The organism is Micromonospora sp. DT63 (genome assembly GCF_049841615.1).
GTDB lineage: Bacteria > Actinomycetota > Actinomycetes > Mycobacteriales > Micromonosporaceae > Micromonospora.
Genome location: NZ_JBNCKQ010000006.1, coordinates 461,783 through 482,630 on the forward strand (window position 1 = coordinate 461,783; position 20,848 = coordinate 482,630).

21 protein-coding genes are annotated in these 20,848 nt (G+C 72.2%); 19 read left to right on the forward strand and 2 right to left on the reverse strand.

Features of this window, described 5'->3' with window-relative positions; translation table 11 throughout:
- Positions 1 to 88: 88 nt before the first annotated feature.
- Both aroC and ACLQ27_RS23575 read left to right on the forward strand, forming a co-directional pair.
- Complete coding sequence (gene aroC / locus ACLQ27_RS23570) at positions 89 to 1,267, forward strand: chorismate synthase (protein WP_234588121.1); 1,179 nt, start codon at positions 89 to 91, stop codon at positions 1,265 to 1,267.
- Positions 1,267 to 1,770, forward strand: a complete 504-nt coding sequence (locus ACLQ27_RS23575) for a shikimate kinase (RefSeq protein ID WP_357497693.1) — start codon at positions 1,267 to 1,269, stop codon at positions 1,768 to 1,770. Before aroC ends, ACLQ27_RS23575 begins: the two co-directional genes overlap by 1 nt.
- 57 nt (positions 1,771 to 1,827) lie before the next feature.
- On the opposite strand, the gene ACLQ27_RS23580 is transcribed toward ACLQ27_RS23575, so the two are convergent.
- On the reverse strand, positions 1,828 to 2,556 hold the full coding sequence (locus tag ACLQ27_RS23580) for an alpha/beta fold hydrolase (RefSeq protein WP_425868636.1): 729 nt from the start codon (positions 2,554 to 2,556) through the stop codon (positions 1,828 to 1,830).
- 79 nt (positions 2,557 to 2,635) lie between these two features.
- Between ACLQ27_RS23580 and ACLQ27_RS23585 the strand changes: the two genes are divergently transcribed.
- From ACLQ27_RS23585 to nusB, 5 genes are all read left to right on the forward strand, one after another.
- Positions 2,636 to 3,634: a helix-turn-helix transcriptional regulator gene (locus tag ACLQ27_RS23585; protein ID WP_425868638.1), complete on the forward strand. Its 999-nt coding sequence runs from the start codon at positions 2,636 to 2,638 to the stop codon at positions 3,632 to 3,634.
- 10 nt (positions 3,635 to 3,644) lie between these two features.
- Positions 3,645 to 4,721 (forward strand): 3-dehydroquinate synthase, encoded by a 1,077-nt coding sequence (gene aroB / locus ACLQ27_RS23590; RefSeq protein ID WP_425868640.1) that lies wholly within the window; start codon positions 3,645 to 3,647, stop codon positions 4,719 to 4,721.
- Positions 4,721 to 5,152: a type II 3-dehydroquinate dehydratase gene (gene aroQ, locus ACLQ27_RS23595; protein WP_425868642.1), complete on the forward strand. Its 432-nt coding sequence runs from the start codon at positions 4,721 to 4,723 to the stop codon at positions 5,150 to 5,152. Before aroB ends, aroQ begins: the two co-directional genes overlap by 1 nt.
- Positions 5,153 to 5,551: 399 nt before the next feature.
- The gene (gene efp, locus ACLQ27_RS23600) at positions 5,552 to 6,109 is read left to right on the forward strand and encodes an elongation factor P (protein WP_007458344.1); all 558 of its coding nucleotides are present in this window, start codon (positions 5,552 to 5,554) and stop codon (positions 6,107 to 6,109) included.
- A gap of 23 nt (positions 6,110 to 6,132) precedes the next feature.
- A complete protein-coding gene (gene nusB / locus ACLQ27_RS23605) occupies positions 6,133 to 6,543 on the forward strand; it encodes a transcription antitermination factor NusB (protein WP_193376622.1) in 411 nt (136 codons plus the stop codon).
- Positions 6,544 to 6,617: 74 nt separating this feature from the next.
- Here nusB and ACLQ27_RS23610 read toward each other — a convergent pair whose 3' ends face one another.
- A complete protein-coding gene (locus ACLQ27_RS23610; RefSeq protein WP_007458348.1) occupies positions 6,618 to 7,106 on the reverse strand; it encodes a transcriptional regulator BldD in 489 nt (162 codons plus the stop codon).
- A gap of 288 nt (positions 7,107 to 7,394) precedes the next feature.
- Here ACLQ27_RS23610 and pyrR point away from each other — a divergent pair, with 288 nt between their 5' ends.
- The 12 genes from pyrR to coaBC all read left to right on the forward strand — a co-directional run bounded on the left by pyrR (position 7,395) and on the right by coaBC (position 20,794).
- Positions 7,395 to 7,979: a bifunctional pyr operon transcriptional regulator/uracil phosphoribosyltransferase PyrR gene (gene pyrR, locus ACLQ27_RS23615; RefSeq protein ID WP_234588133.1), complete on the forward strand. Its 585-nt coding sequence runs from the start codon at positions 7,395 to 7,397 to the stop codon at positions 7,977 to 7,979.
- On the forward strand, positions 7,976 to 8,902 hold the full coding sequence (locus tag ACLQ27_RS23620; protein WP_007458351.1) for an aspartate carbamoyltransferase catalytic subunit: 927 nt from the start codon (positions 7,976 to 7,978) through the stop codon (positions 8,900 to 8,902). Before pyrR ends, ACLQ27_RS23620 begins: the two co-directional genes overlap by 4 nt.
- Positions 8,899 to 10,176: a dihydroorotase gene (locus ACLQ27_RS23625; protein ID WP_357497702.1), complete on the forward strand. Its 1,278-nt coding sequence runs from the start codon at positions 8,899 to 8,901 to the stop codon at positions 10,174 to 10,176. Before ACLQ27_RS23620 ends, ACLQ27_RS23625 begins: the two co-directional genes overlap by 4 nt.
- Positions 10,176 to 11,387 (forward strand): glutamine-hydrolyzing carbamoyl-phosphate synthase small subunit, encoded by a 1,212-nt coding sequence (carA, locus tag ACLQ27_RS23630; RefSeq protein WP_425868645.1) that lies wholly within the window; start codon positions 10,176 to 10,178, stop codon positions 11,385 to 11,387. The genes ACLQ27_RS23625 and carA overlap by 1 nt, the downstream gene beginning before the upstream one ends.
- On the forward strand, positions 11,380 to 14,727 hold the full coding sequence (gene carB, locus ACLQ27_RS23635; protein WP_357497706.1) for a carbamoyl-phosphate synthase large subunit: 3,348 nt from the start codon (positions 11,380 to 11,382) through the stop codon (positions 14,725 to 14,727). The genes carA and carB overlap by 8 nt, the downstream gene beginning before the upstream one ends.
- On the forward strand, positions 14,724 to 15,770 hold the full coding sequence (locus tag ACLQ27_RS23640) for a quinone-dependent dihydroorotate dehydrogenase (protein ID WP_425868647.1): 1,047 nt from the start codon (positions 14,724 to 14,726) through the stop codon (positions 15,768 to 15,770). Before carB ends, ACLQ27_RS23640 begins: the two co-directional genes overlap by 4 nt.
- A 238-nt stretch (positions 15,771 to 16,008) precedes the next feature.
- Positions 16,009 to 17,283, forward strand: coding sequence for an adenosylmethionine--8-amino-7-oxononanoate transaminase (locus ACLQ27_RS23645; RefSeq protein ID WP_425868649.1), 1,275 nt, complete (start codon positions 16,009 to 16,011; stop codon positions 17,281 to 17,283).
- 68 nt (positions 17,284 to 17,351) lie between these two features.
- Positions 17,352 to 18,188 carry an orotidine-5'-phosphate decarboxylase gene (gene pyrF / locus ACLQ27_RS23650; RefSeq protein ID WP_425868651.1) on the forward strand — a complete coding sequence of 279 codons (837 nt, stop codon included), beginning with the start codon at positions 17,352 to 17,354 and terminating at the stop codon, positions 18,186 to 18,188.
- A 178-nt stretch (positions 18,189 to 18,366) separates the two neighbouring features.
- The gene (gene mihF / locus ACLQ27_RS23655; RefSeq protein WP_007458370.1) at positions 18,367 to 18,684 is read left to right on the forward strand and encodes an integration host factor, actinobacterial type; all 318 of its coding nucleotides are present in this window, start codon (positions 18,367 to 18,369) and stop codon (positions 18,682 to 18,684) included.
- Between the two features lie 25 nt (positions 18,685 to 18,709).
- The gene (locus tag ACLQ27_RS23660) at positions 18,710 to 19,243 is read left to right on the forward strand and encodes a guanylate kinase (RefSeq protein ID WP_425868653.1); all 534 of its coding nucleotides are present in this window, start codon (positions 18,710 to 18,712) and stop codon (positions 19,241 to 19,243) included.
- A gap of 64 nt (positions 19,244 to 19,307) precedes the next feature.
- On the forward strand, positions 19,308 to 19,571 hold the full coding sequence (gene rpoZ / locus ACLQ27_RS23665; protein ID WP_007075826.1) for a DNA-directed RNA polymerase subunit omega: 264 nt from the start codon (positions 19,308 to 19,310) through the stop codon (positions 19,569 to 19,571).
- A gap of 14 nt (positions 19,572 to 19,585) precedes the next feature.
- Positions 19,586 to 20,794, forward strand: coding sequence for a bifunctional phosphopantothenoylcysteine decarboxylase/phosphopantothenate--cysteine ligase CoaBC (coaBC, locus tag ACLQ27_RS23670; RefSeq protein ID WP_425868655.1), 1,209 nt, complete (start codon positions 19,586 to 19,588; stop codon positions 20,792 to 20,794).
- Positions 20,795 to 20,848 lie beyond the last annotated feature (54 nt).

Here is a 20,848-nt window from a genome sequence, read left to right on the forward strand (position 1 = left end):
CGCCCTGCGGACGGTCCCGGCCGTCCGCAGGGCGGGACGAGGCGGGCAGCGCGACGCGCCCGTCGCGCGCCGTGACAGACTGACCGCTGTGTTGCGCTGGCTGACTGCAGGTGAATCGCACGGTCCCGCCCTCGTCGCGTTGATGGAGGGGGTGCCGGCCGGCATCGAGGTGAGCACCACCGAGATCGCGGGCGAGCTCGCCCGCCGTCGGCTGGGCTACGGCCGTGGTGCCCGGATGTCGTTCGAGCAGGACGAGATCGAGGTGATCGGCGGGCTGCGGCACGGCGTGACCCTGGGCAGTCCGGTGGCGATCCGGGTGGGCAACTCCGAGTGGCCGAAGTGGCGCACGGTGATGGCCGCCGATCCCGTCGACCCCGACGAGCTGGCCCGGCAGGCCCGCAACGCGCCGCTGACCCGCCCCCGGCCCGGCCACGCCGACCTGGCCGGCATGCAGAAGTACGGCCACCACGACGCCCGGCCGATCCTGGAGCGCGCCAGCGCCCGGGAGACCGCCGCCCGGGTCGCCGTCGGCACCGTCGCCAAGGCGTTGATCCGGCAGGCCCTGGGCATCGAGATCGTCTCGCACGTCGTCGAGCTGGGGCCGGTGGCCGCGAAGCCCGGGCTGCGCCCGACCCCGTCCGACGCCGACCGCATCGACGCCGACCCGCTGCGCTGCCTCGACCCGGAGGCCAGCGCCCTGATGGTCGCCGAGGTGGACGCCGCGAAGAAGGCCGCCGACACCCTCGGCGGCGTGGTGGAGGTCCTGGCGTACGGGGTGCCGCCGGGTCTGGGCAGTCACGTGCAGTGGGACCGCAAACTCGACGCCCGGTTGGCCACGGCGCTGATGTCGATCCAGGCGATCAAGGGCGTGGAGATCGGCGACGGGTGGCAGCAGGCCCGCTCCCGCGGCTCCGAGGCACACGACGAGATCATCCCGTCGGCCACAGGTGTCCGTCGGGTCACCGACCGGGCCGGCGGGCTGGAGGGCGGCATCACCACCGGCGAGCCGCTGCGGGTGCGCGCCGCCATGAAGCCGATCTCGTCGCTGAACCGTGCGCTGGCCACCGTGGATGTCGTCACGGGCGAGCCGGCGACCGCCATCAACCAGCGTTCCGACGTCTGCGCGGTGCCCGCCGCGGCGGTCGTCGCCGAGGCGATGGTGGCGCTCGTGCTGGCCGAGGCGGCCACCGAGAAGTTCGGCGGTGACTCGGTCGCCGAGATCCGCCGCAACCTGGCCGGCTACCTCGACGCGTTGGTCATCCGCTGATGGCGCCGGTGGTGGTCCTGGTCGGGGTGCCCGGTTGCGGCAAGACCACAGTGGGGCAGGCGCTCGCCGCCACCCTCGGCGTGGAGTTCCGGGACACCGACGCCGACATCGAGCAGTTGGCCGGCAAGACCATCCCGGAGATCTTCATCGACGAGGGTGAGGACCACTTCCGGGCCCTGGAGCGGGCCGCCGTGGCGGCGGCGCTCGCCGCCGGCACCGGTGTGCTCGCCCTCGGCGGCGGCGCCGTGCTGTCCGAGGAGACCCGGGCGGCCCTGGTGGGGCATCGGGTCGTGCATCTCTCGGTGGAGCTGCCCGACGCGGTGAAGCGGGTCGGGCTCGGCGCGGGCCGGCCGCTGCTGGCGATCAATCCGCGCGCCACCCTCAAGCACCTGATGGACCAGCGCCGGCCGCTCTACGCCGAGGTGGCCACCGAGACGGTGACCACCGACGGTCGGACGCCGGCGGCGGTCGTCGCCGAGATCGCCGCCCTGCTTCCGCGCTGACGCCGGCCCGCCCGTACCGGGCGGCCGGTGCGCCCGCCGCCCGGTGCGGGCCTCCGGTCAGGTACGCGCGATCAGGTCGAGGACGTCGGCCAGCGCCTTCGGCTCGCTGAGCATCGGCCAGTGCCCGGTGGGCAGCTCGTGCAGCTGGCCGTCGGCCAGGCCGGTGAAGAACGGGTGCCCCTCGTCGATCATCTGCCGCACCACAGTCAGCGGGAACGTGCTCGCGACCAGCGCGGTCGGCACCGGGTGCCCACCCGTGCGGCGCACCGGATCGGTCGCCGTGCGCAGGGGCTGCGGGGTGGAGCGTTCGCGCAGGAGGGACAGCGTCGGCTCGTCCAGGCCGGCCAGGTTGGTCGGATCGGCCGTCGGGTCCCAGGGCGGCGGTGGCAGCAGGTGCCCGTCGCCGATCGCCGCGCGCAGCCGCTGCTGCTCCTGCGGCGGCACCGTGTCGAACTGCGCCGTGCCGTCCGGTAGCGGCCCGCTCTCCACGTAGACCACCCGGGCGATGCGGTCCGGGATGAGGTCGGCCGCCTGGGCCACCGGCATGCCGCCGCCCGAGTGCCCGACCAGCAGCACGTCGCGCAGATCCTCGACCTCGATCAACCGGACGATGTCGGTGGTGTGCGTCTCCAGGGTCACCTGTGGCCCCGCGAGGTGGTGGCGCTCGGCCAGCCCGGTCAGCGTCATCGGGTGGACGTCGTGCCCCTGCGCGCGCAGCTGACCAGTCACCTCCCGCCACGCCCAGGCGCCCAACCAGAACCCTGGCACCAGTACGAACGTCGCCATCTGTGGCTCCTTCTCTCGGTTACCGACCGACCGTACGATCGAAACCGGACAGGATCCGCCCGGTTTGAAGGAGTGACCCGTGTCTCATCCCGCCGGCCGGGTGCTGGCCCTGCTCGAGCTGCTCCAGGCCCGGCACCGGGCGACGGCCGGCGACCTCGCCAGCCGGCTCGGTGTGGACGAACGGACCGTGCGCCGGTACGCGGCCACCCTGGTCGAGCTGGGCATCCCGGTGCTCGCCGACCGGGGCCGGCACGGCGGCTACCGGCTGCATCCCGGGTTCAAGCTGCCGCCGCTGATGCTCACCGACGACGAGGCGGTGGCCGTGCTGCTCGGTCTGGTCGTCGCCGAACGGGTCGGGCTGGCCACCGAGCTGCCGGCCACCGCGACCGCGCTGGCGAAGATCCGCCGGGTGCTGCCGGCGGCGCTCGCCGACCGGCTGACCGCCGTGCAGGAGCACCTCGGCTTCACCCTGCGGCGGCCCGAACCCCAGGCGCGACCCGCGTCGGGCACCCTGCTGGCCCTGGCCGCGGCCGCCCGGCACCGGCAGCGGGTGAGCCTGGACTACCGCTCGTGGCGCGGTGAGCTGTCGCATCGTGACCTCGACCCGTACGGGCTGGTCTTCCACGCCGGCCGCTGGTACGTCACCGGCCACGACCACCGGCGCGGGGAGGTGCGCACGTTCCGACTGGACCGGATCGGCGCGGTCACCCCCGGCGCGGCGACGTTCACCGTGCCGGACGGCTTCGACGCGGTGGCGTGGCTGACCCGGTCGCTGGCGGGCGTGCCGTACCGGCACGAGGTGGAGGTGCTGCTGGAGACCGACCTCGTCGCCGCCCGGCGGCGCATCCCGGCCAGTGTGGCCGAGCTGACCGCCACCGGCGACGGGGTGCTGCTGCGGGCCCGGGCGGAGAGCCTTCCCGGCATGGCGGCGCTGCTCGCCGGGCTGGGTTGCGCGTTCACCGTGCGCCACCCGGAGGCGCTGCGTGCCGCCGTGGCCGAGCACGCGCGCCGGCTGGCCGACTGGGCCGCCCGGCCAGCAGGTGGACAGACGCCGTCGCCACGCCGTCCGCTGGACTAGGCTGCCGGCGATGGACGAGGTGACCCGGATTCCGGTCGGCGGCGAACGGCCGTACGACGTGCTGGTCGGGCGCGACCTGCTGGACGCGCTGCCCGGGCTGCTGCCCGGCGCGACCCGGGCGGCGGTGCTGCACACGCCCCCACTCAAGGCCCTGGCCGACGCGATCGGCGAACGGCTGCGCGCGGCAGGCGTCGAGCCGCTGCCGATCGAGGTGCCCGACGCGGAGTCGGGCAAGCAGATCGAGGTGGCCGCCGCCTGTTGGGACCGGCTGGGCGCGGCTGGTTTCACGCGTACCGATGCGGTGGTAGGCGTCGGCGGCGGCGCCGTGACCGACCTGGCCGGCTTCGTCGCGGCCTGCTGGCTGCGCGGCGTGCGCTGGGTGCCGGTGGCCACCTCGCTGCTGGGCATGGTGGACGCTGCGGTGGGCGGCAAGACCGGGATCAACACCGCCGCCGGCAAGAACCTGGTCGGCGCGTTCCACCCGCCGGTCGGCGTGCTGGCCGACCTGGCCACCCTGGACAGCCTGCCCGCCGTCGACCTGGCGGCCGGGCTGGCCGAGGTGGTCAAGTGCGGCTTCATCGCCGACCCGGTGATCCTGGATCTCGTCGAGCGTGACCCGGCGGCGGCCACCGACCCGCGCAGCCCGGTGACCCGGGAGCTGATCGAGCGGGCCATCCGGGTCAAGGCCGACGTTGTCGCCGGCGACCTGCGCGAGTCGGGCCTGCGGGAGGTGCTCAACTACGGCCACACCCTCGCCCACGCCATCGAGCAGGTCGAGGGTTACCGCTGGCGGCACGGCCACGCCGTCGCCGTCGGCCTGGTGTACGCGGCCGCGCTGGCCCGGCTCGCCGGCCGGCTGGACGCGCCGACCGCCGAGCGGCACCGCCGCACCCTGACCGCGCTCGGCCTGCCGGTGAGCTACCCGGCGGACGCCTGGGAGCGGCTGCTGGCCGTCATGCGGGTGGACAAGAAGGCCCGGGGCAGCAAGCTGCGGTTCGTGGTGCTGGACGCTCTGGCCCGCCCGGCGATGCTGGAGGGCCCGGACGACGCGCTGCTCGAAGCCGCCTACCGCGAGCTGGCGATCTGATGAGGGTGTACGTGTTGAACGGGCCGAACCTGGGCCGCCTCGGCACCCGGGAGCCCGCCGTGTACGGCTCGACCAGCTACGCCGACCTGGTGACGCTCTGCGAGACCACCGGCCGGGAGCTGGGGCTCGACGTGAGTGTCCGGCAGACCGACGCCGAGCACGAGCTGCTCGGTTGGCTGCACGCCGCCGCCGACGGGGGCGCCGCCGTGGTGCTCAACCCGGCCGCCTGGTCGCACTACTCGTACGCGGTGCGCGACGCCTGCGCCATGCTGCGCGGGCCGCTGGTGGAGGTGCACCTGTCCAACATCCACGCCCGCGAGGAGTTCCGGCACCACTCGGTGGTCTCTGCGGTGGCGACCGGGGTGATCTGCGGTCTCGGCATCGACGGCTACCGCCTCGCCCTGCACCACCTGGCCGCTCGCGTCGGCTGACCGCCCCGTTCCGAAGTTTCACCCACCGTGATGTCGTGGAATGTCGGCGGCGTCACCGATGGTGGTCGGCTCCTCGCCCGCTGAAGGGGAGCGCCCTGCTGCTTCGCGTCCTTTGCTCTGCTTCAACAGAGGAAACAGGTGCCGTGAGCTGCTGATCTCTGCGATGGGTCGAGGTGGGGCGCCGATCATGGTGCGCCACGGACCGTGACTGTTACCTCCGCTGAAGCAGAGCAAAGGACGAAGTGTGGGCGCGCGGTGGTGAAGCGGCGATGACGGAAAGTTATCAAAGGTGGGCGTCGGACGCCTGATTGCGCGGGTGGCGACCACGGCGGGTAACGCGTCTCGGCGCAGCTTGTAGACTTGCCAGGTCTGTCCGCCAATTGATGATCAAGGCAGGAAATGGCCTCCACCAACGACCTCAAAAACGGCCTGGTACTCAACCTGGACGGCGAGCTCTGGGCCGTCGTCGAGTTCCAGCACGTCAAGCCCGGTAAGGGTGGCGCGTTCGTGCGCACCACGCTGAAGAACGTGCTGTCCGGGAAGGTGGTCGACAAGACCTTCAACGCGGGCACCAAGGTCGAAACCGCGACCGTGGACAAGCGCACGATGCAGTATCTGTACGCCGACGGCGAGGACTTCGTCTTCATGGATCTGGAGACCTTCGACCAGATCACCGTGCCCGGCGGCACCGTCGGCGAGGCAGCCAACTACCTGCTGCCCGAGGCGGAGGCGACCGTCGCCCAGCACGAGGGTGTGCCGCTCTACATCGAGCTGCCCACCAGCGTCGTGCTGGAGGTCACCTACACCGAGCCCGGCCTGCAGGGCGACCGTTCGACCGGCGGCACCAAGCCGGCGACCGTGGAGACCGGCGCCACCGTGCCGGTTCCGCTGTTCATCACCACCGGTGAGAAGATCAAGGTCGACACCCGCGACGGCCGTTACCTCGGCCGCGCCTGATGGCTGAGGGTCCCAAGCAGCAGATGCCGGCACGCCGCAAGGCGCGCAAGCGGGCGCTGGACGTCCTCTACGAGGCCGACCTGCGGGACCGGCCGCCCGTCGAGGTCCTGGCCGGCTACCTCCAGCGCATCGAACAGCCCCGCCCGGAGCACCTGGGTTACGCGGTGGGCCTGATCGAGGGGGTCGCCGAGCACCTCAACCGCATCGACGAGCTGATCGCCAGCTACGCCGAGGGTTGGACGTTGGAGCGGATGCCGGTGGTCGACCGCAACCTGGCCCGGATCGCCGTCTACGAGTTGCTCTACGTCGACGAGATCGACGACGCGGTGGCGATCAGCGAGGCCGTCGAGTTGGCCCGGCAGATGTCCACCGACGATTCGCCGCGGTTCCTCAACGGCGTGCTCGGCCGCATCGCCGAGTACGCCACCCGCTGAGCGGCCCGCGTACCCGCACGACGAAGAAGGGCCCGTGCCATCGGCACGGGCCCTTCTTGCGGTGAAGCGACAGCTCAGGAGGCGAAGAACGCCCGGGGGTCGGCCACCAGCACGCCGTGCTCGGTGAGCCGCTCGATCAGACCCGACGGTGAGGCGTCGTAGACGATCGCGAGCGCCCGCAGGTCGTCGGCGCGGATGGAGAGCACCCGGCCGTTGTAGTCACCGCGCTGCTGCTGGATGGCGCGGGCGTAGCGGGCGACGTAGGCCAGGTCCTCGGAGGCCTCGTCGTAGAGCCGCTCCAGGTCCAGGACGATCTTGCTGGTGGGCTCGTGCCGGACGCCGCTGCCGTCGGGCAGCAGTTCCGAGACGGGCACACGGTAGAACTCGGCCAGCTCGGCCAGACGGGACACCGTCACGGCCCGGTCGCCACGCTCGTACGAGCCGACCACCACGGCCTTCCACCGCCCGTTCGACTTCTCCTCCACACCCTGCAGGGAGAGGCCCTGCTGCTGGCGGATGGAGCGCAGGCGTGCGCCCAGAGATTTGGCGTATTCAGAGGGCATTCGGACACTCCCAGTGCTGCTCGGGGTTCTCCCGTCGATCGCTACGGAGCGTGACGGTACGGGGAATGCGACACGTGGTCAAGTGGTCGTGACCTTACCGTTGGGGAGCACCGAGGGAGTTATCCCCATTTCGTCGGCCTGATCCAGTGGTCAGCAGCCGCCGTCCGTCGGCCTGGTGACCACTGGTAACGTGGCGTGAAGCCTCGGTCGGTCTGCTCGCGCTCACCGGCCGGAGGTGCCCGACATCCTTTAACGACCCGTCCCGTGAGGCGGGGAAGGAGGTCCGCCGTGGCATACCCACCGGCTGCCCGCTCGTCACCACCGCGACAACCCTCGGTGAAGGTGATCCTCGCCAGCGCCGACGTGCAGCGCGTGGTCGACCGCATCGCCCACCAGATCCTGGAGAAGACCCAGGGCGCCGCCGACACCGTGCTGCTCGGGATTCCCACCCGGGGTGCGCCTCTCGCGCGGCGGCTCGCCTCCCGGATCAGCACCTTCGAGGACGTCGTCGTCCCGGTCGGTGTGCTCGACATCACGCTCTACCGCGACGACCTGCGCCGGCACGCCACCCGCGCGATCGGCCCGACCCAGGTGCCCAGCGGCGGCATCGACGGCAAGCGGGTGATCCTCGTCGACGACGTGCTCTTCTCCGGGCGCACCGTGCGGGCCGCGCTCGACGCGCTCAACGACGTGGGCCGCCCGGCGTCGGTGCAGCTCGCCGTCCTGGTCGACCGCGGCCACCGCGAGTTGCCGATCCGCGCCGACTACGTCGGCAAGAACATCCCGACGGCGCTCGCCGAGAGCGTCAAGGTGACGCTCGCCGAGACCGACGGCGCCGACGAGGTCAAGTTGTACGGGGGAACCCACTCATGATCAGGCACCTGCTCTCCGGCGCGGACCTGGACGCCGACACCGCCACCGAGATCCTGGACACGGCCGCCGAGATGGCCACCGTCGCCGGCCGCGAGATCAAGAAGCTGCCCGCGCTGCGCGGCCGGACGGTGGTGAACCTCTTCTACGAGGACTCCACCCGGACCCGGATCTCGTTCGAGGCGGCGGCGAAGAGGCTCAGCGCCGACGTGATCAACTTTTCCGCGAAGGGGTCCAGCGTCGCCAAGGGCGAGAGCCTGAAGGACACGGCGCTGACCCTGCAGGCCATGGGCGCCGACGCGGTGGTCGTGCGGCACCCCGCCTCCGGCGCCCCGCACCGGCTCGCCAACTGGGTCGACGGGTCGGTGGTCAACGCCGGCGACGGCACCCACGAGCACCCCACCCAGGCGCTGCTCGACGCGTACACCATGCGGGCCCGGCTGGGCCGCCTCGCCGGCCTGTCGGTCGCGGTGGTCGGGGACGTGCTGCACTCCCGGGTGGCCCGCTCCAACGTCCTGCTGCTGTCCACCCTCGGCGCGAAGGTCACCCTGGTCGGTCCGCCCACCCTCATCCCCGTCGACATCGCCGGCGCCCTCGCCCCGGGCACCGACGTGTCGTACGACCTCGACGCCGTGCTGCCCGACGTCGACGTCGTGATGATGCTGCGGGTGCAGCGGGAGCGGATGAAGGACTCCTACTTCCCCTCCGCGCGCGAGTACTCCCGCCGTTACGGGCTGGACGGCCCGCGCATGCGCCGGCTGCCCGAGCACGCGATCGTCATGCACCCGGGCCCGATGAACCGGGGGATGGAGATCACCCCCGAGGTGGCCGACTCACCCCGCTCCACAATCGTCGAACAGGTCACCAACGGGGTCTCCGTGCGGATGGCTGTTCTGTACCTGCTGCTCGGAGGGAACAACCGGTGACCGCGTACCTCATCACCAGCGTGAGCATCGTCGGCGCCGCGCCGACCGACCTGCTGATCCGCGACGGCGTCGTCGCCGAGGTCGGTCCGGGGCTGTCCGCGCCGGACGCCGTGGTGGTCGACGGCGCCGGGCTGGTCGCCCTGCCGGGCCTGGTCGACCTGCACACCCACCTGCGCGAGCCCGGCCGGGAGGACGCCGAGACCGTCGAGTCCGGGTCCCGGGCGGCGGCGCTGGGCGGCTACACGGCGGTCTGCGCGATGGCGAACACCTCGCCGGTCGCGGACACCGCAGGCGTCGTCGAGCAGGTCTGGCGGCTCGGCCGGGAGGCCGGGCTGGTCGACGTGCAGCCGGTGGGCGCGGTCACCGTCGGGCTGGCCGGCGAGCGCCTCGCCGAGCTGGGCGCGATGGCCGACTCCGCGGCCCGGGTGCGGATCTTCTCCGACGACGGGCACTGCGTCGCCGACCCGTTGCTGATGCGCCGGGCCCTGGAGTACGTCAAGGCGTTCGACGGGGTCATCGCCCAGCACGCCGAGGAGCCCCGCCTCACCGAGGGCGCCCAGATGCACGAGGGTGAGGTCTCCACCCGGCTCGGCCTGATCGGCTGGCCGGCGGTCGCCGAGGAGGCGATCATCGCCCGGGACGTGCTGCTCGCCGAGCACGTGGGCAGCCGCCTGCACGTCTGCCACGTCTCCACCGCCGGCAGCGTCGAGGTGCTGCGCCAGGCCAAGGCCCGTGGTGTACGCGTCACCGCCGAGGTCACCCCGCACCACCTGCTGCTCACCGACGAGCACGCGGAGAGCTACGACCCGGTCTTCAAGGTGAACCCGCCGCTGCGCACGGCCGCGGACATCACCGCCCTGCGGTCCGCGCTCGCCGACGGCGTCATCGACATCATCGCCACCGACCACGCCCCGCACGCCGTGGAGGACAAGGAGTGCGAGTGGGCGTACGCCCGGCCGGGGATGCTCGGCCTGGAGACGGCGCTGTCCATCGCGCTCGACGTGTTCGGCCCCGAGTGGGACCTGATCGCCGAGCGGATGTCCCGCACCCCCGCCCGGATCGCGGGGCTGACCGGGCACGGCATCGACCCGGCGCCCGGCGTGCCGGCCAACCTGACAGTGATCGACCCGGCCGTCCGCCGCACCATCGAGCCGGCGGAACTGGCCAGTCGCAGTCGTAACACCCCGTACGCCCGCATGACGCTGCCGGGTCGCATCGTGGCGACCTTCCTGCGCGGCGAGCCGACGGTCCTGGACGGAAAGGCTGTCAAGTAATGGTCAAGCGCAGACCCGCGATCCTCGTCCTCGAGGACGGGCGCACGTTCCCCGGTGAGGCGTACGGCAGCGTCGGTGAGACCTTCGGCGAGGCGGTCTTCAACACCGGCATGACCGGTTACCAGGAGACGCTCACCGATCCGTCCTATCACCGGCAGGTGGTGGTGCAGACCGCGCCGCACATCGGCAACACCGGCGTCAACGGCGAGGACGACGAGTCCGGCCGGATCTGGGTGGCCGGCTACGTCGTCCGCGAGCCGGCCCGGATCGGCTCGAACTGGCGGGCCACCGGCAGCCTGGAGGACCGCCTCGCCACCGAGGGTGTGGTGGGCATCAGCGGCGTGGACACCCGGGCGTTGACCCGGCACCTGCGCGAGCGGGGCGCCATGCGGGTGGGCATCTCCAGCGTCGAGAAGGACCCGCAGAGCCTGCTGGCCCGGGTCCGGCAGTCGCCGCAGATGGTCGGCGCGGACCTGTCCGCCGAGGTGACCACCGCCCAGCCGTACGTCGTCGAGGCGCTCGGCGAGCACCGGTTCACCGTGGCGGCTCTGGATCTGGGCATCAAGCGCAACGTGCCGCGCCGGCTGGCCGCGCGCGGGGTGACCACCCACGTGCTGCCGGCCTCGTCGAGCATCGAGGACCTGCTGGCCACCGGCGCCGACGCGGTCTTCCTGTCGCCCGGCCCCGGCGACCCGGCGACGGCCGACGGCCCGGTGGCGCTGGCCCGGGAGGCGCTGCGGAGGGAGGTGCCGCTGTTCGGCATCTGCTTCGGCAGCCAGATCCTCGGCCGGGCGCTCGGCTTCGGCACCTACAAGCTGGGCTACGGCCACCGGGGGATCAATCAGCCGGTGCTCGACCGGGCCACCGGCAAGGTCGAGGTGACCAGCCACAACCACGGCTTCGCGGTCGACGTGTCGGGCCGCGAACAGCGGCTCGGCGCGGTCAAGGTGCCCGGTGCGGGGCCGGGCGCGGTGGTTCCCGACCAGGTGATCGACACCGACTTCGGCGGCGTGCGGGTGTCGCACGTCTGCCTCAATGACAACGTGGTCGAGGGGCTGCGGGCCGTGGACGTCCCCGCCTTCACCGTGCAGTACCACCCGGAAGCGGCAGCCGGCCCGCACGACGCCGACTACCTCTTCGACCGTTTCGCCGAGCTGATCGAGGGCCGTGGCCTCGACCTGAATCGCAGTGAGGGCGCCAAGAATGCCTAAGCGGACCGATCTCAAGCACATCCTCGTGATCGGCTCCGGGCCGATCGTCATCGGGCAGGCCTGCGAGTTCGACTACTCCGGCACCCAGGCGTGCCGGGTGCTGCGCAGCGAGGGGATCCGGGTCAGCCTGGTCAACTCCAACCCCGCCACGATCATGACGGACCCCGAGTTCGCCGACGCCACGTACGTCGAGCCGATCACCCCGGAATTCGTGGAGCTGGTCATCGCCAAGGAGCGCCCGGACGCCATCCTGGCCACCCTCGGTGGGCAGACCGCGCTGAACACGGCAGTCGCCCTGCACGAGGCCGGCGTCCTGGACAAGTACGGCGTCGAGCTGATCGGCGCGAACATCGACGCCATCAACCGGGGTGAGGACCGCCAGCTGTTCAAGGAGATCGTGGCGAAGGCCGGCGTACGCCTGGGCGTCGACGACCCGGCCGGGCTGGTGCCCCGCTCCCGGGTGTGCCACTCCATGGACGAGGTCGAGGCGACAGTCGCCGAGTTGGGCCTGCCGGTGGTGATCCGGCCGTCGTTCACCATGGGTGGCCTGGGCTCCGGCATGGCGCACACGCCCCAGGACCTGGCCCGCATCGCCGGTGACGGCCTGACCGCCAGCCCGGTGCACGAGGTGCTCATCGAGGAGAGCGTGCTCGGCTGGAAGGAGTACGAGCTGGAGCTGATGCGCGACCGGCACGACAACGTGGTGGTCGTCTGCTCGATCGAGAACCTCGACCCGATGGGCGTGCACACCGGCGACAGCGTCACGGTGGCCCCGGCCATGACGCTCACCGACCGGGAGTACCAGCGCCTGCGTGACCTGGGCATCGCGGTGCTGCGCGAGGTCGGGGTGGACACCGGCGGCTGCAACATCCAGTTCGCGGTCAACCCGGTCGACGGCCGGATCGTCGTGATCGAGATGAACCCGCGGGTGTCGCGTTCCTCGGCGTTGGCGTCCAAGGCGACCGGCTTCCCGATCGCGAAGATCGCCGCGAAGCTGGCCATCGGCTACACGCTCGACGAGATCCCCAACGACATCACGCTGAAGACCCCGGCGGCGTTCGAGCCGACCCTCGACTACGTGGTGGTGAAGATCCCCCGGTTCGCGTTCGAGAAGTTCCCCGGCGCGGACCCGGAGCTGACCACCACCATGAAGTCGGTGGGCGAGGCGATGAGCCTCGGGCGCAACTTCACCGAGGCGCTGAACAAGGCGATGCGCTCGCTGGAAACCAAATCATCTGGTTTCTGGACCGTCCCCGACCCGGCCGACGCGACGCGGGAGAACACCCTCGCCGCGCTGCGTGTCCCGCACGACGGCCGGCTCTACACGGTGGAGCGGGCGCTGCGCCTCGGCGCGTCGATCGCCGAGGTCGCCGAGGCGTCCGGCGGGATCGACCCGTGGTTCCTGGACCAGATCGTCGCGCTGATCGAGCTGCGCGCCGAGATCGTCGACGCGCCGGTGCTCGACGCCGAGCTGCTGCGTCGCGCCAAGCGGGCCGGCCTGTCCGACCGGCAGCTCGCCGCGCTGCGTCCGGAGCTGGCGGCCGAGGACGGCGTACGGACCCTGCGGCACCGCCTCGACGTACGCCCGGTCTACAAGACGGTGGACACCTGCGCGGCCGAGTTCGAGGCCACCACGCCGTACCACTACTCCACGTACGACACCGAGACCGAGGTCGTGCCGTCGGACCGGCCGAAGGTGCTGATTCTGGGCTCCGGTCCGAACCGGATCGGGCAGGGCATCGAGTTCGACTACTCGTGCGTGCACGCGGTCCAGGCGTTGCGGTCGGCCGGTTACGAGACCGTCATGGTCAACTGCAACCCCGAGACGGTCTCCACCGACTACGACACCGCCGACCGGCTCTACTTCGAACCGCTGACCTTCGAGGACGTCCTGGAGGTCTGGCACGCGGAGGACTCGTCCGGCCGGGCGGCCGGCGGGCCGGGCGTGGTCGGGGTGGTCGTGCAGCTTGGCGGGCAGACCCCGCTGGGGTTGGCGCAGCGGCTCAAGAACGCGGGCGTGCCGATCGTCGGCACCTCCCCGGAGTCGATCCACCTGGCCGAGGAGCGGGGCGCGTTCGGCGCGGTGCTGGCCCGTGCCGGGCTGCGCGCGCCGGCGCACGGCATGGCCACGTCCTACGACGAGGCCAAGGCGATCGCCGACGAGATCGGCTACCCGGTGCTGGTCCGCCCGTCGTACGTGCTGGGCGGGCGGGGCATGGAGATCGTCTACGACGACCCGACGCTGCGCGACTACATCGGTCGGGCCACCGACATCTCCGGCGACCACCCGGTGCTGGTGGACCGGTTCCTCGACGACGCCATCGAGATCGACGTGGACGCCCTGTGCGACGCCGACGGCGCGGTCTACATCGGTGGCGTGATGGAGCACATCGAGGAGGCCGGTATCCACTCCGGCGACTCGTCCTGCGCGCTGCCGCCGATCACCCTCGCGGGGTCGCACCTGGCTGAGGTCCGCCGCTACACCGAGGCGATCGCCCGCGGTGTCGGCGTGCGCGGTCTGCTCAACGTGCAGTACGCGCTCAAGGACGACGTGCTCTACGTCCTGGAGGCCAACCCGCGCGCGTCGCGGACCGTTCCGTTCGTCTCGAAGGCGACTGCCGTTCCGCTGGCCAAGGCCGCCGCCCGGATCGCGCTCGGCGCGACGATCGCCGAGCTGCGCGCCGAGGGCCTGCTCCCGGCGACGGGGGACGGCGGCACGATGCCCGCCGACGCGCCGATCGCGGTCAAGGAGGCGGTGCTGCCGTTCAAGCGCTTCCGGACCCGGGCGGGCAAGGGGATCGACTCGCTGCTCGGCCCGGAGATGAAGTCGACAGGCGAGGTGATGGGCATCGACACCAACTTCGGGCACGCCTTCGCCAAGAGCCAGTCGGCCGCGTACGGGTCGTTGCCGACCGCCGGGAAGATCTTCGTGTCGGTGGCCAACCGGGACAAGCGCGGCATGATCTTCCCGATCAAGCGGCTGGCCGACCTGGGCTTCGAGATCGTGGCGACCACCGGCACCGCCGAGGTGCTGCGCCGGCACGGCATCGCCTGCGAGCAGATCCGCAAGCACTACCAGGCGGGCGAGGGAGACGACGCGGTGTCGCTGATCCTGCGCGGCGACGTGGCTCTGGTGATCAACACGCCGCAGGGCTCGGGTGCCAGCGCCCGCTCGGACGGCTACGAGATCCGCAGCGCCGCCGTCACCACCGACATCCCCTGCATCACCACGGTTCCGGGCGCGGCTGCCGCGGTCATGGGCATCGAGGCGCGCATCCGGGGCGACATGCAGGTGCGCCCGCTGCAGGACCTGCACGCCACCCTCCGGGCGGCCCAGTGACCCTGTTCGAGCGGGTCGTGCGGCCGGGGTTGTTCCGTCTCGGCGGCGGCGACGCCGAGGCGGCGCACGAGTGGACGCTGCGGCGGTTGGCCGGGCTGTCGCGGCGTCCGGTGGCCCTCGCGGCCCTGCGGGCCCGCTACGCCGTTCAGGCGCCCCGCACGGTGTTCGGCGTGCGGTTCCCCAACCCGGTCGGCCTGGCCGCCGGCATGGACAAGGACGGCGCCGCGCTGGCGGCCTGGCCGGCGCTCGGCTTCGGCTTCGTCGAGGTCGGCACGGTGACGGCGCACGCCCAGCCGGGCAACCCCCGGCCGCGGCTGTTCCGGCTGCCGGCCAGCGAGGCCGTGGTCAACCGGATGGGCTTCAACAACGCCGGGGCCGCCGCGCTGGCCGCCCGGCTGGACGCGCTGCCGCGCCCCATCGGGGTGCCGCTGGGGATCTCGCTGGGCAAGTCCAAGGTGACCCCGCTCGACGAGGCGGTCGAGGACTACCTCGCCTCGTACCGGGCGCTGCGCGGGCACGGCGACTACTTCGCGGTCAACGTGTCCTCACCGAACACCCCGGGCCTACGGTCGTTGCAGGACCGCGCGCACCTGGACGCGCTGCTCGGCGCGCTGGTGGGGGAGAAGCCGGTGCTGGTCAAGATCGCGCCGGATCTGACCGAGGCGGCGATCGCCGAGCTGCTGGAGGTCTGCCTGGCCCGGGGCGCCGCCGGGGTGATCGCCACCAACACCACGCTGGCCCGTACCGGGCTGGCCACTGTGGATGCCGAGCGCGGCACCCAGGCCGGTGGCCTCTCCGGTCGACCGCTGACCGGGCGGGCTCGGGAGGTGGTCGCGTTCGTCCACCGTGAGACCGGCGGCCGGCTACCGATCATCGGAGTCGGCGGGGTGCTCGATCCGGACGGCGCGGCGCGGATGTTCGATGCCGGCGCCGCCCTGGTGCAGCTCTACACCGGCTTCATCTACCGCGGCCCGGCCCTGGTGCGCGCCGCCGCCCGCGCGAGCGCCACCGCGGCGACACCGGATCCGGTCGCCGGCCGGTGAGCAGCCCTCGGCCCGGCGGCACCGCCGGGTCCGTGTGTCGGTCGGCCGAGGACCCCGACCGGTCACTGCCGCCTTTGCACTGCTTCAACCGAGGAGACAGTGGGCGTCCGATATCCGGACACCCACTGTTGCCTCCGCTGAAGCAGAGCAAAGGCGGATGGGGAGAGGTGCCGCCCGGCCGCGCGGCCCGTCGTCCGGCCCACCGCCTGGTCCGCCGTCCGGTCCGGAAGGAGCACGCATGACGCCCGAGGAGATTCTGGCCACCGACCGGGCGCACGTCTGGCACCCGTACGCCGCGCTGCCGCCGGCGAACGCGCCGTACGTGGTGCGGAGCGCCGAGGGCGTACGGCTGACCCTGGCCGACGGCCGCGAGCTGGTGGACGGCATGTCGTCCTGGTGGGCGGCGATCCACGGCTACCGGCACCCGGTGCTGGACGCGGCGGTGACCGACCAGCTCGCCCGGATGAGCCACGTGATGTTCGGTGGCCTCACCCACGAGCCCGCGGTGCAGCTCGCGCGGACCCTCGTCGAGCTGGCCCCGGAGGGTCTGGAGCACGTGTTCCTGGCCGACTCCGGCTCGGTGAGCGTCGAGGTGGCGGCGAAGATGTGCCTGCAGTACCAGCGGGCCGTCGGGCGGCCGCAGCGGCGCCGGCTGGCGACCTGGCGGGGTGGCTACCACGGCGACACGTTCCACCCGATGAGCGTCTGCGACCCGGAGGGCGGGATGCACCACCTCTGGGGTGACGTGCTGCCCCGGCAGATCTTCGCCCCGGTGCCGCCCGGCGGCTTCACCGACCCGCCGGACGAGGCGTACGTGGCGGCGTTGGTGGACACCGTCGAACGGCACGCCGACGAGCTGGCCGCGGTGATCGTCGAGCCCGTCGTCCAGGGCGCCGGCGGGATGCGGTTCCACCATCCGGGTTACCTGCGGGTGCTGCGCGAGGTGACCCGCGCGCACGGGGTGCTGCTGATCTTCGACGAGATCGCGACCGGGTTCGGCCGTACCGGCGCGATGTTCGCCGCCGAACACGCCGGGGTGGCCCCCGACGTGATGTGCGTGGGCAAGGCGCTCACCGGGGGCTACCTGACCCTGGCCGCGACGCTGTGCACCGCCGAGGTCGCCCGGGGCATCTCCGCCGACGGCGTGCTGGCGCACGGGCCCACGTTCATGGGCAACCCGCTGGCCTGCGCGGTCGCCAACGCCTCCATCGGGCTGCTGCGGGCCGGGGACTGGGCGGCGCAGGTGTCCCGGGTCAACGCCGGTCTGCGCGCCGGCCTGGAGCCGCTGCGCGCCGCGCCGGGCGTGGCGGATGTGCGGGTGCTCGGGGCGATCGGTGTGGTCCAGCTCGACCACGAGGTCGACCTCGGCGCGGCCACCGCGGCGGCCGTCGAGCGGGGCGTCTGGCTGCGGCCGTTCCGCGACCTGATCTACACGATGCCGCCGTACGTCACCGACGACGCCGACCTGGCCCGTATCGCGGCCGGGGTGGCGGCGGCGGTGGCGGCCGGCTGAGCGGTCCCGGTCAACGAGTACGCCCCGAGGCGGTCCGCCGCCCGGACGAGTAGAGGGGAAGTGCACAGATGGAGAGCTTCGGCACCCGACTGCACCGGGCCGTCAGCGAGCGCGGACCGCTCTGTGTGGGCATCGACCCGCATCCCGGTCTGCTGGCCCGGTGGGGCCTCGCGGACGACGTCGACGGCCTCAAACGGTTCTCCCGGACCGTGGTGGAAGCCCTCGGTGACCGGGTTGCGGTGGTCAAGCCTCAGTCGGCCTTTTTCGAGCGATTCGGATCCCGCGGTGTGGCGATCCTTGAGTCAACTATCCGACAGTTACGAGAAGCCGGTTCGCTCGTTCTTCTGGACGTCAAGCGTGGCGACATCGGCTCAACGGTCAGCGCGTACGCCTCCGCGTACCTTGATCCATCCAGCCCGCTGTATGTCGACGCGGTCACGGCCAGTCCCTACCTGGGAGTAGGTTCGCTGGCGCCGATGTTCGAGTTGGCCGCCAAACACGGCGGCGGGGTCTTCGTGCTGGCCCTCACCTCGAACCCCGAGGGCGCGGCCGTGCAGCGGGCCCGCACGGCCGACGGGCGGACCGTCGCGCAGACCGTGATCGACGAGATTTCCCAGCTCAACAGGGGTGCGACCCCCCTCGGCAGCTTCGGTCTGGTGGTCGGCGCGACCATCGGTGACACCGGTCATGACCTCTCCGGGGTGGGGGGTCCGCTGCTCGCTCCGGGGCTCGGCGCGCAGGGTGCGGGCGCCGCGGATCTGCGCACCGTCTTCGGTTCCAGCCTCGCTTCGGTGCTCCCGTCGTACTCCCGGGAGGTCCTGTCGGCGGGACCGGACGCGGACGCCCTGCGGGCCGCCGCCGACCGGGTCTCGGCCGAGTGCCGGGCCGTTCTGGCTGCCCGGTGACTGACTGACGGCTCGGTCACTTTGCGATGATCATCGCGCGCCCACGTTGCCGAAAGCTCCGTTGACCGCTAGTTTTCCCCGCGCTGGGAACCACGGACCCCTTGGTTCACAGCGACACCACGTTTCACAGATGCGGCGGTGCGCCCCGCCCGCCGCGATAGGGACCTGAGGAGAACTGGTGCCGCTCCCGTCACTGACCCCCGAACAGCGCGCTGCCGCGCTCGAGAAGGCCGCGGAGATCCGCAAGGCCCGTGCCGAGCTGAAGGAGCAGCTCAAGCAGGGCAAGACCACCCTTGGTGCCGTCCTCGAGCGCGCCGAGAGCGACGACGTCGTGGGCAAGCTCAAGGTTTCGGCCGTCCTGCAGGCGATGCCGGGCATCGGCAAGATCCGGGCTACCCAGATCATGGAGAAGCTCAAGATCGCTGACAGCCGTCGCCTGCGTGGCCTCGGCGAGCAGCAGCGCAAGGCACTGCTTGGAGAGTTCGCCGCCAACTGAACCTGGCAGCGTGTAGAAACAAGCAGTGAGCACGGATGGCGAGACGCGCCCGGCGGCTCGGCTCACTGTCCTGGCTGGACCTTCGGGTTCCGGCAGGGAGAGTGTCGTCGAGCTCGTTCGGGCGCGTTTTCCGTCCGTGTGGATCCCGGTGCCGGCAACGACGAGGCCGCGCCGGGAGCCGGAGGTGGACGGTGAGCAGCGGGTCTTTCTCGCCCCGGCCGAGTTCGAGCGCCGGGTGGCCACCGGAGACCTGCTGGAGTGGTCCCGGATCGGCGCGTACCACCGGGGCACCCTCGACCCGCCGCTGCGCGCCCGGCTCGACGCCGGGCAGCCGGTCCTGCTCCCGCTCGACGTCCCCGGCGCCCATCTGGTGCGGGCGCGAGTGCCCGCCGCGCGGCTGGTGCTGTTGATCCCACCCGGGCACCGACCCGACGCCGCCGTGGCCGCCGCCTTCGCGCACACCCTGACGCACGACCACACCGATCGGGTCGCCGACGAGCTGGTAGGCTTACTCGGTTCTTCTTATCCGGATCCGGCCTGGTCGCGTGTACGCGGCTGACGGCCGGCCGCCGTTGAGACTCAGCACCGCGTCCGCGCGGTTCGAAAGACGCAGAGGTTAATTCGTGGGATCCATCGCCAACCCCGAAGGCATCACCAACCCGCCGATCGACGAGCTCCTTGAGAAGACGACGTCGAAGTACGCGCTGGTCATCTTCGCCGCCAAGCGCGCGCGCCAGGTCAACGCCTACTACAGCCAGCTCGGTGAGGGCCTCCTGGAGTACGTCGGTCCGCTCGTCGAGACCACCCCGCAGGAGAAGCCCCTCTCCATCGCCATGCGCGAGATCAACGCGGGCCTGCTCACCGCCGAGCCGACCGACCAGCCGTAAGCCCGCATCCGTCGATGTCCGCCTCGATCGTCCTCGGGGTCGGCGGCGGCATCGCCGCCTACAAGGCGTGTGAGCTGCTGCGACTTTTCACCGAGTCGGGCCACCGGGTCCGGGTCGTGCCGACCGCGTCGGCGCTGAAGTTCGTCGGGGCGCCGACCTGGGCGGCGCTCTCCGGCCAACCGGTCGCCGACGACGTCTGGTCCGACGTGCACGAGGTGCCGCACGTCCGCCTCGGCAAGCAGGCCGGCCTGGTGGTGGTCGCGCCGACCACCACCGACCTGCTCGCCAAGGCCGCCCACGGGCTCGCCGACGACCTGCTGACCAACACGCTGCTGACCGCCCGCTGCCCGGTGGTGCTGGCTCCGGCCATGCACACCGAGATGTGGGAGCATCCGGCCACCGTCGCCAACGTCGCCACGTTGCGGTCCCGGGGCGTGCGGGTCATCGAGCCGGCCGTCGGGCGGCTCACCGGCGCCGACACCGGCAAGGGCCGACTGCCCGACCCGGCGGAGATCTTCGCCGTCGCCCGCCAGGTCCTCGCTCGGGGCGTGTCCGCCCCCGCCGACCTGACCGGCCGCCGGCTGGTGGTCACCGCCGGTGGCACCCGCGAGCCGCTGGACCCGGTCCGCTTCCTCGGTAACCGCTCGTCCGGCAAGCAGGGCTACGCCTTCGCCCGGTCGGCTGTCGCCCGGGGCGCGCGGGTCACGCTCATCGCGGCCAACGTCTCCCTCGCCGACCCCGCCGGGGTCGACCTGGTCCGCGTCGGCACGACCGCCGAGCTGCACGAGGCGACCCTGCAGGCCGCCGCCGAGGCCGACGCGGTCGTGATGGCGGCGGCTCCGGCCGATTTCCGACCGGCGACGTACGCGCCTGGCAAAATCAAGAAGTCGGACGACGGTGTCGCTCCCACCATCGAGCTCGTCACGAACCCGGACATCGCGGCGGAGCTCGGCCAGCGCAAGCGACCGGAGCAGGTGCTGGTGGTGTTCGCCGCCGAGACCGGCGACGCGGAGGCCAACGGCCGGGCGAAACTCGCCCGGAAGCGGGCCGACCTGATCGTGGTCAACGAGGTCGGTCCGGACCGGGTCTTCGGCGCCGACACCAACACGGTGACGGTCATCGGCGCGGACGGCTCGGTGAGCCGTCTGCCGGAGCAGGCCAAGGAGGCCGTGGCCGACACCGTGTGGGACCTCGTCGTGGCGCGGTTGGCCAACCGCTCCTGACGGGTGGAACAGCGCGCGACCGATCCCGACACCGGCCGCAGCGGTGACTAGACT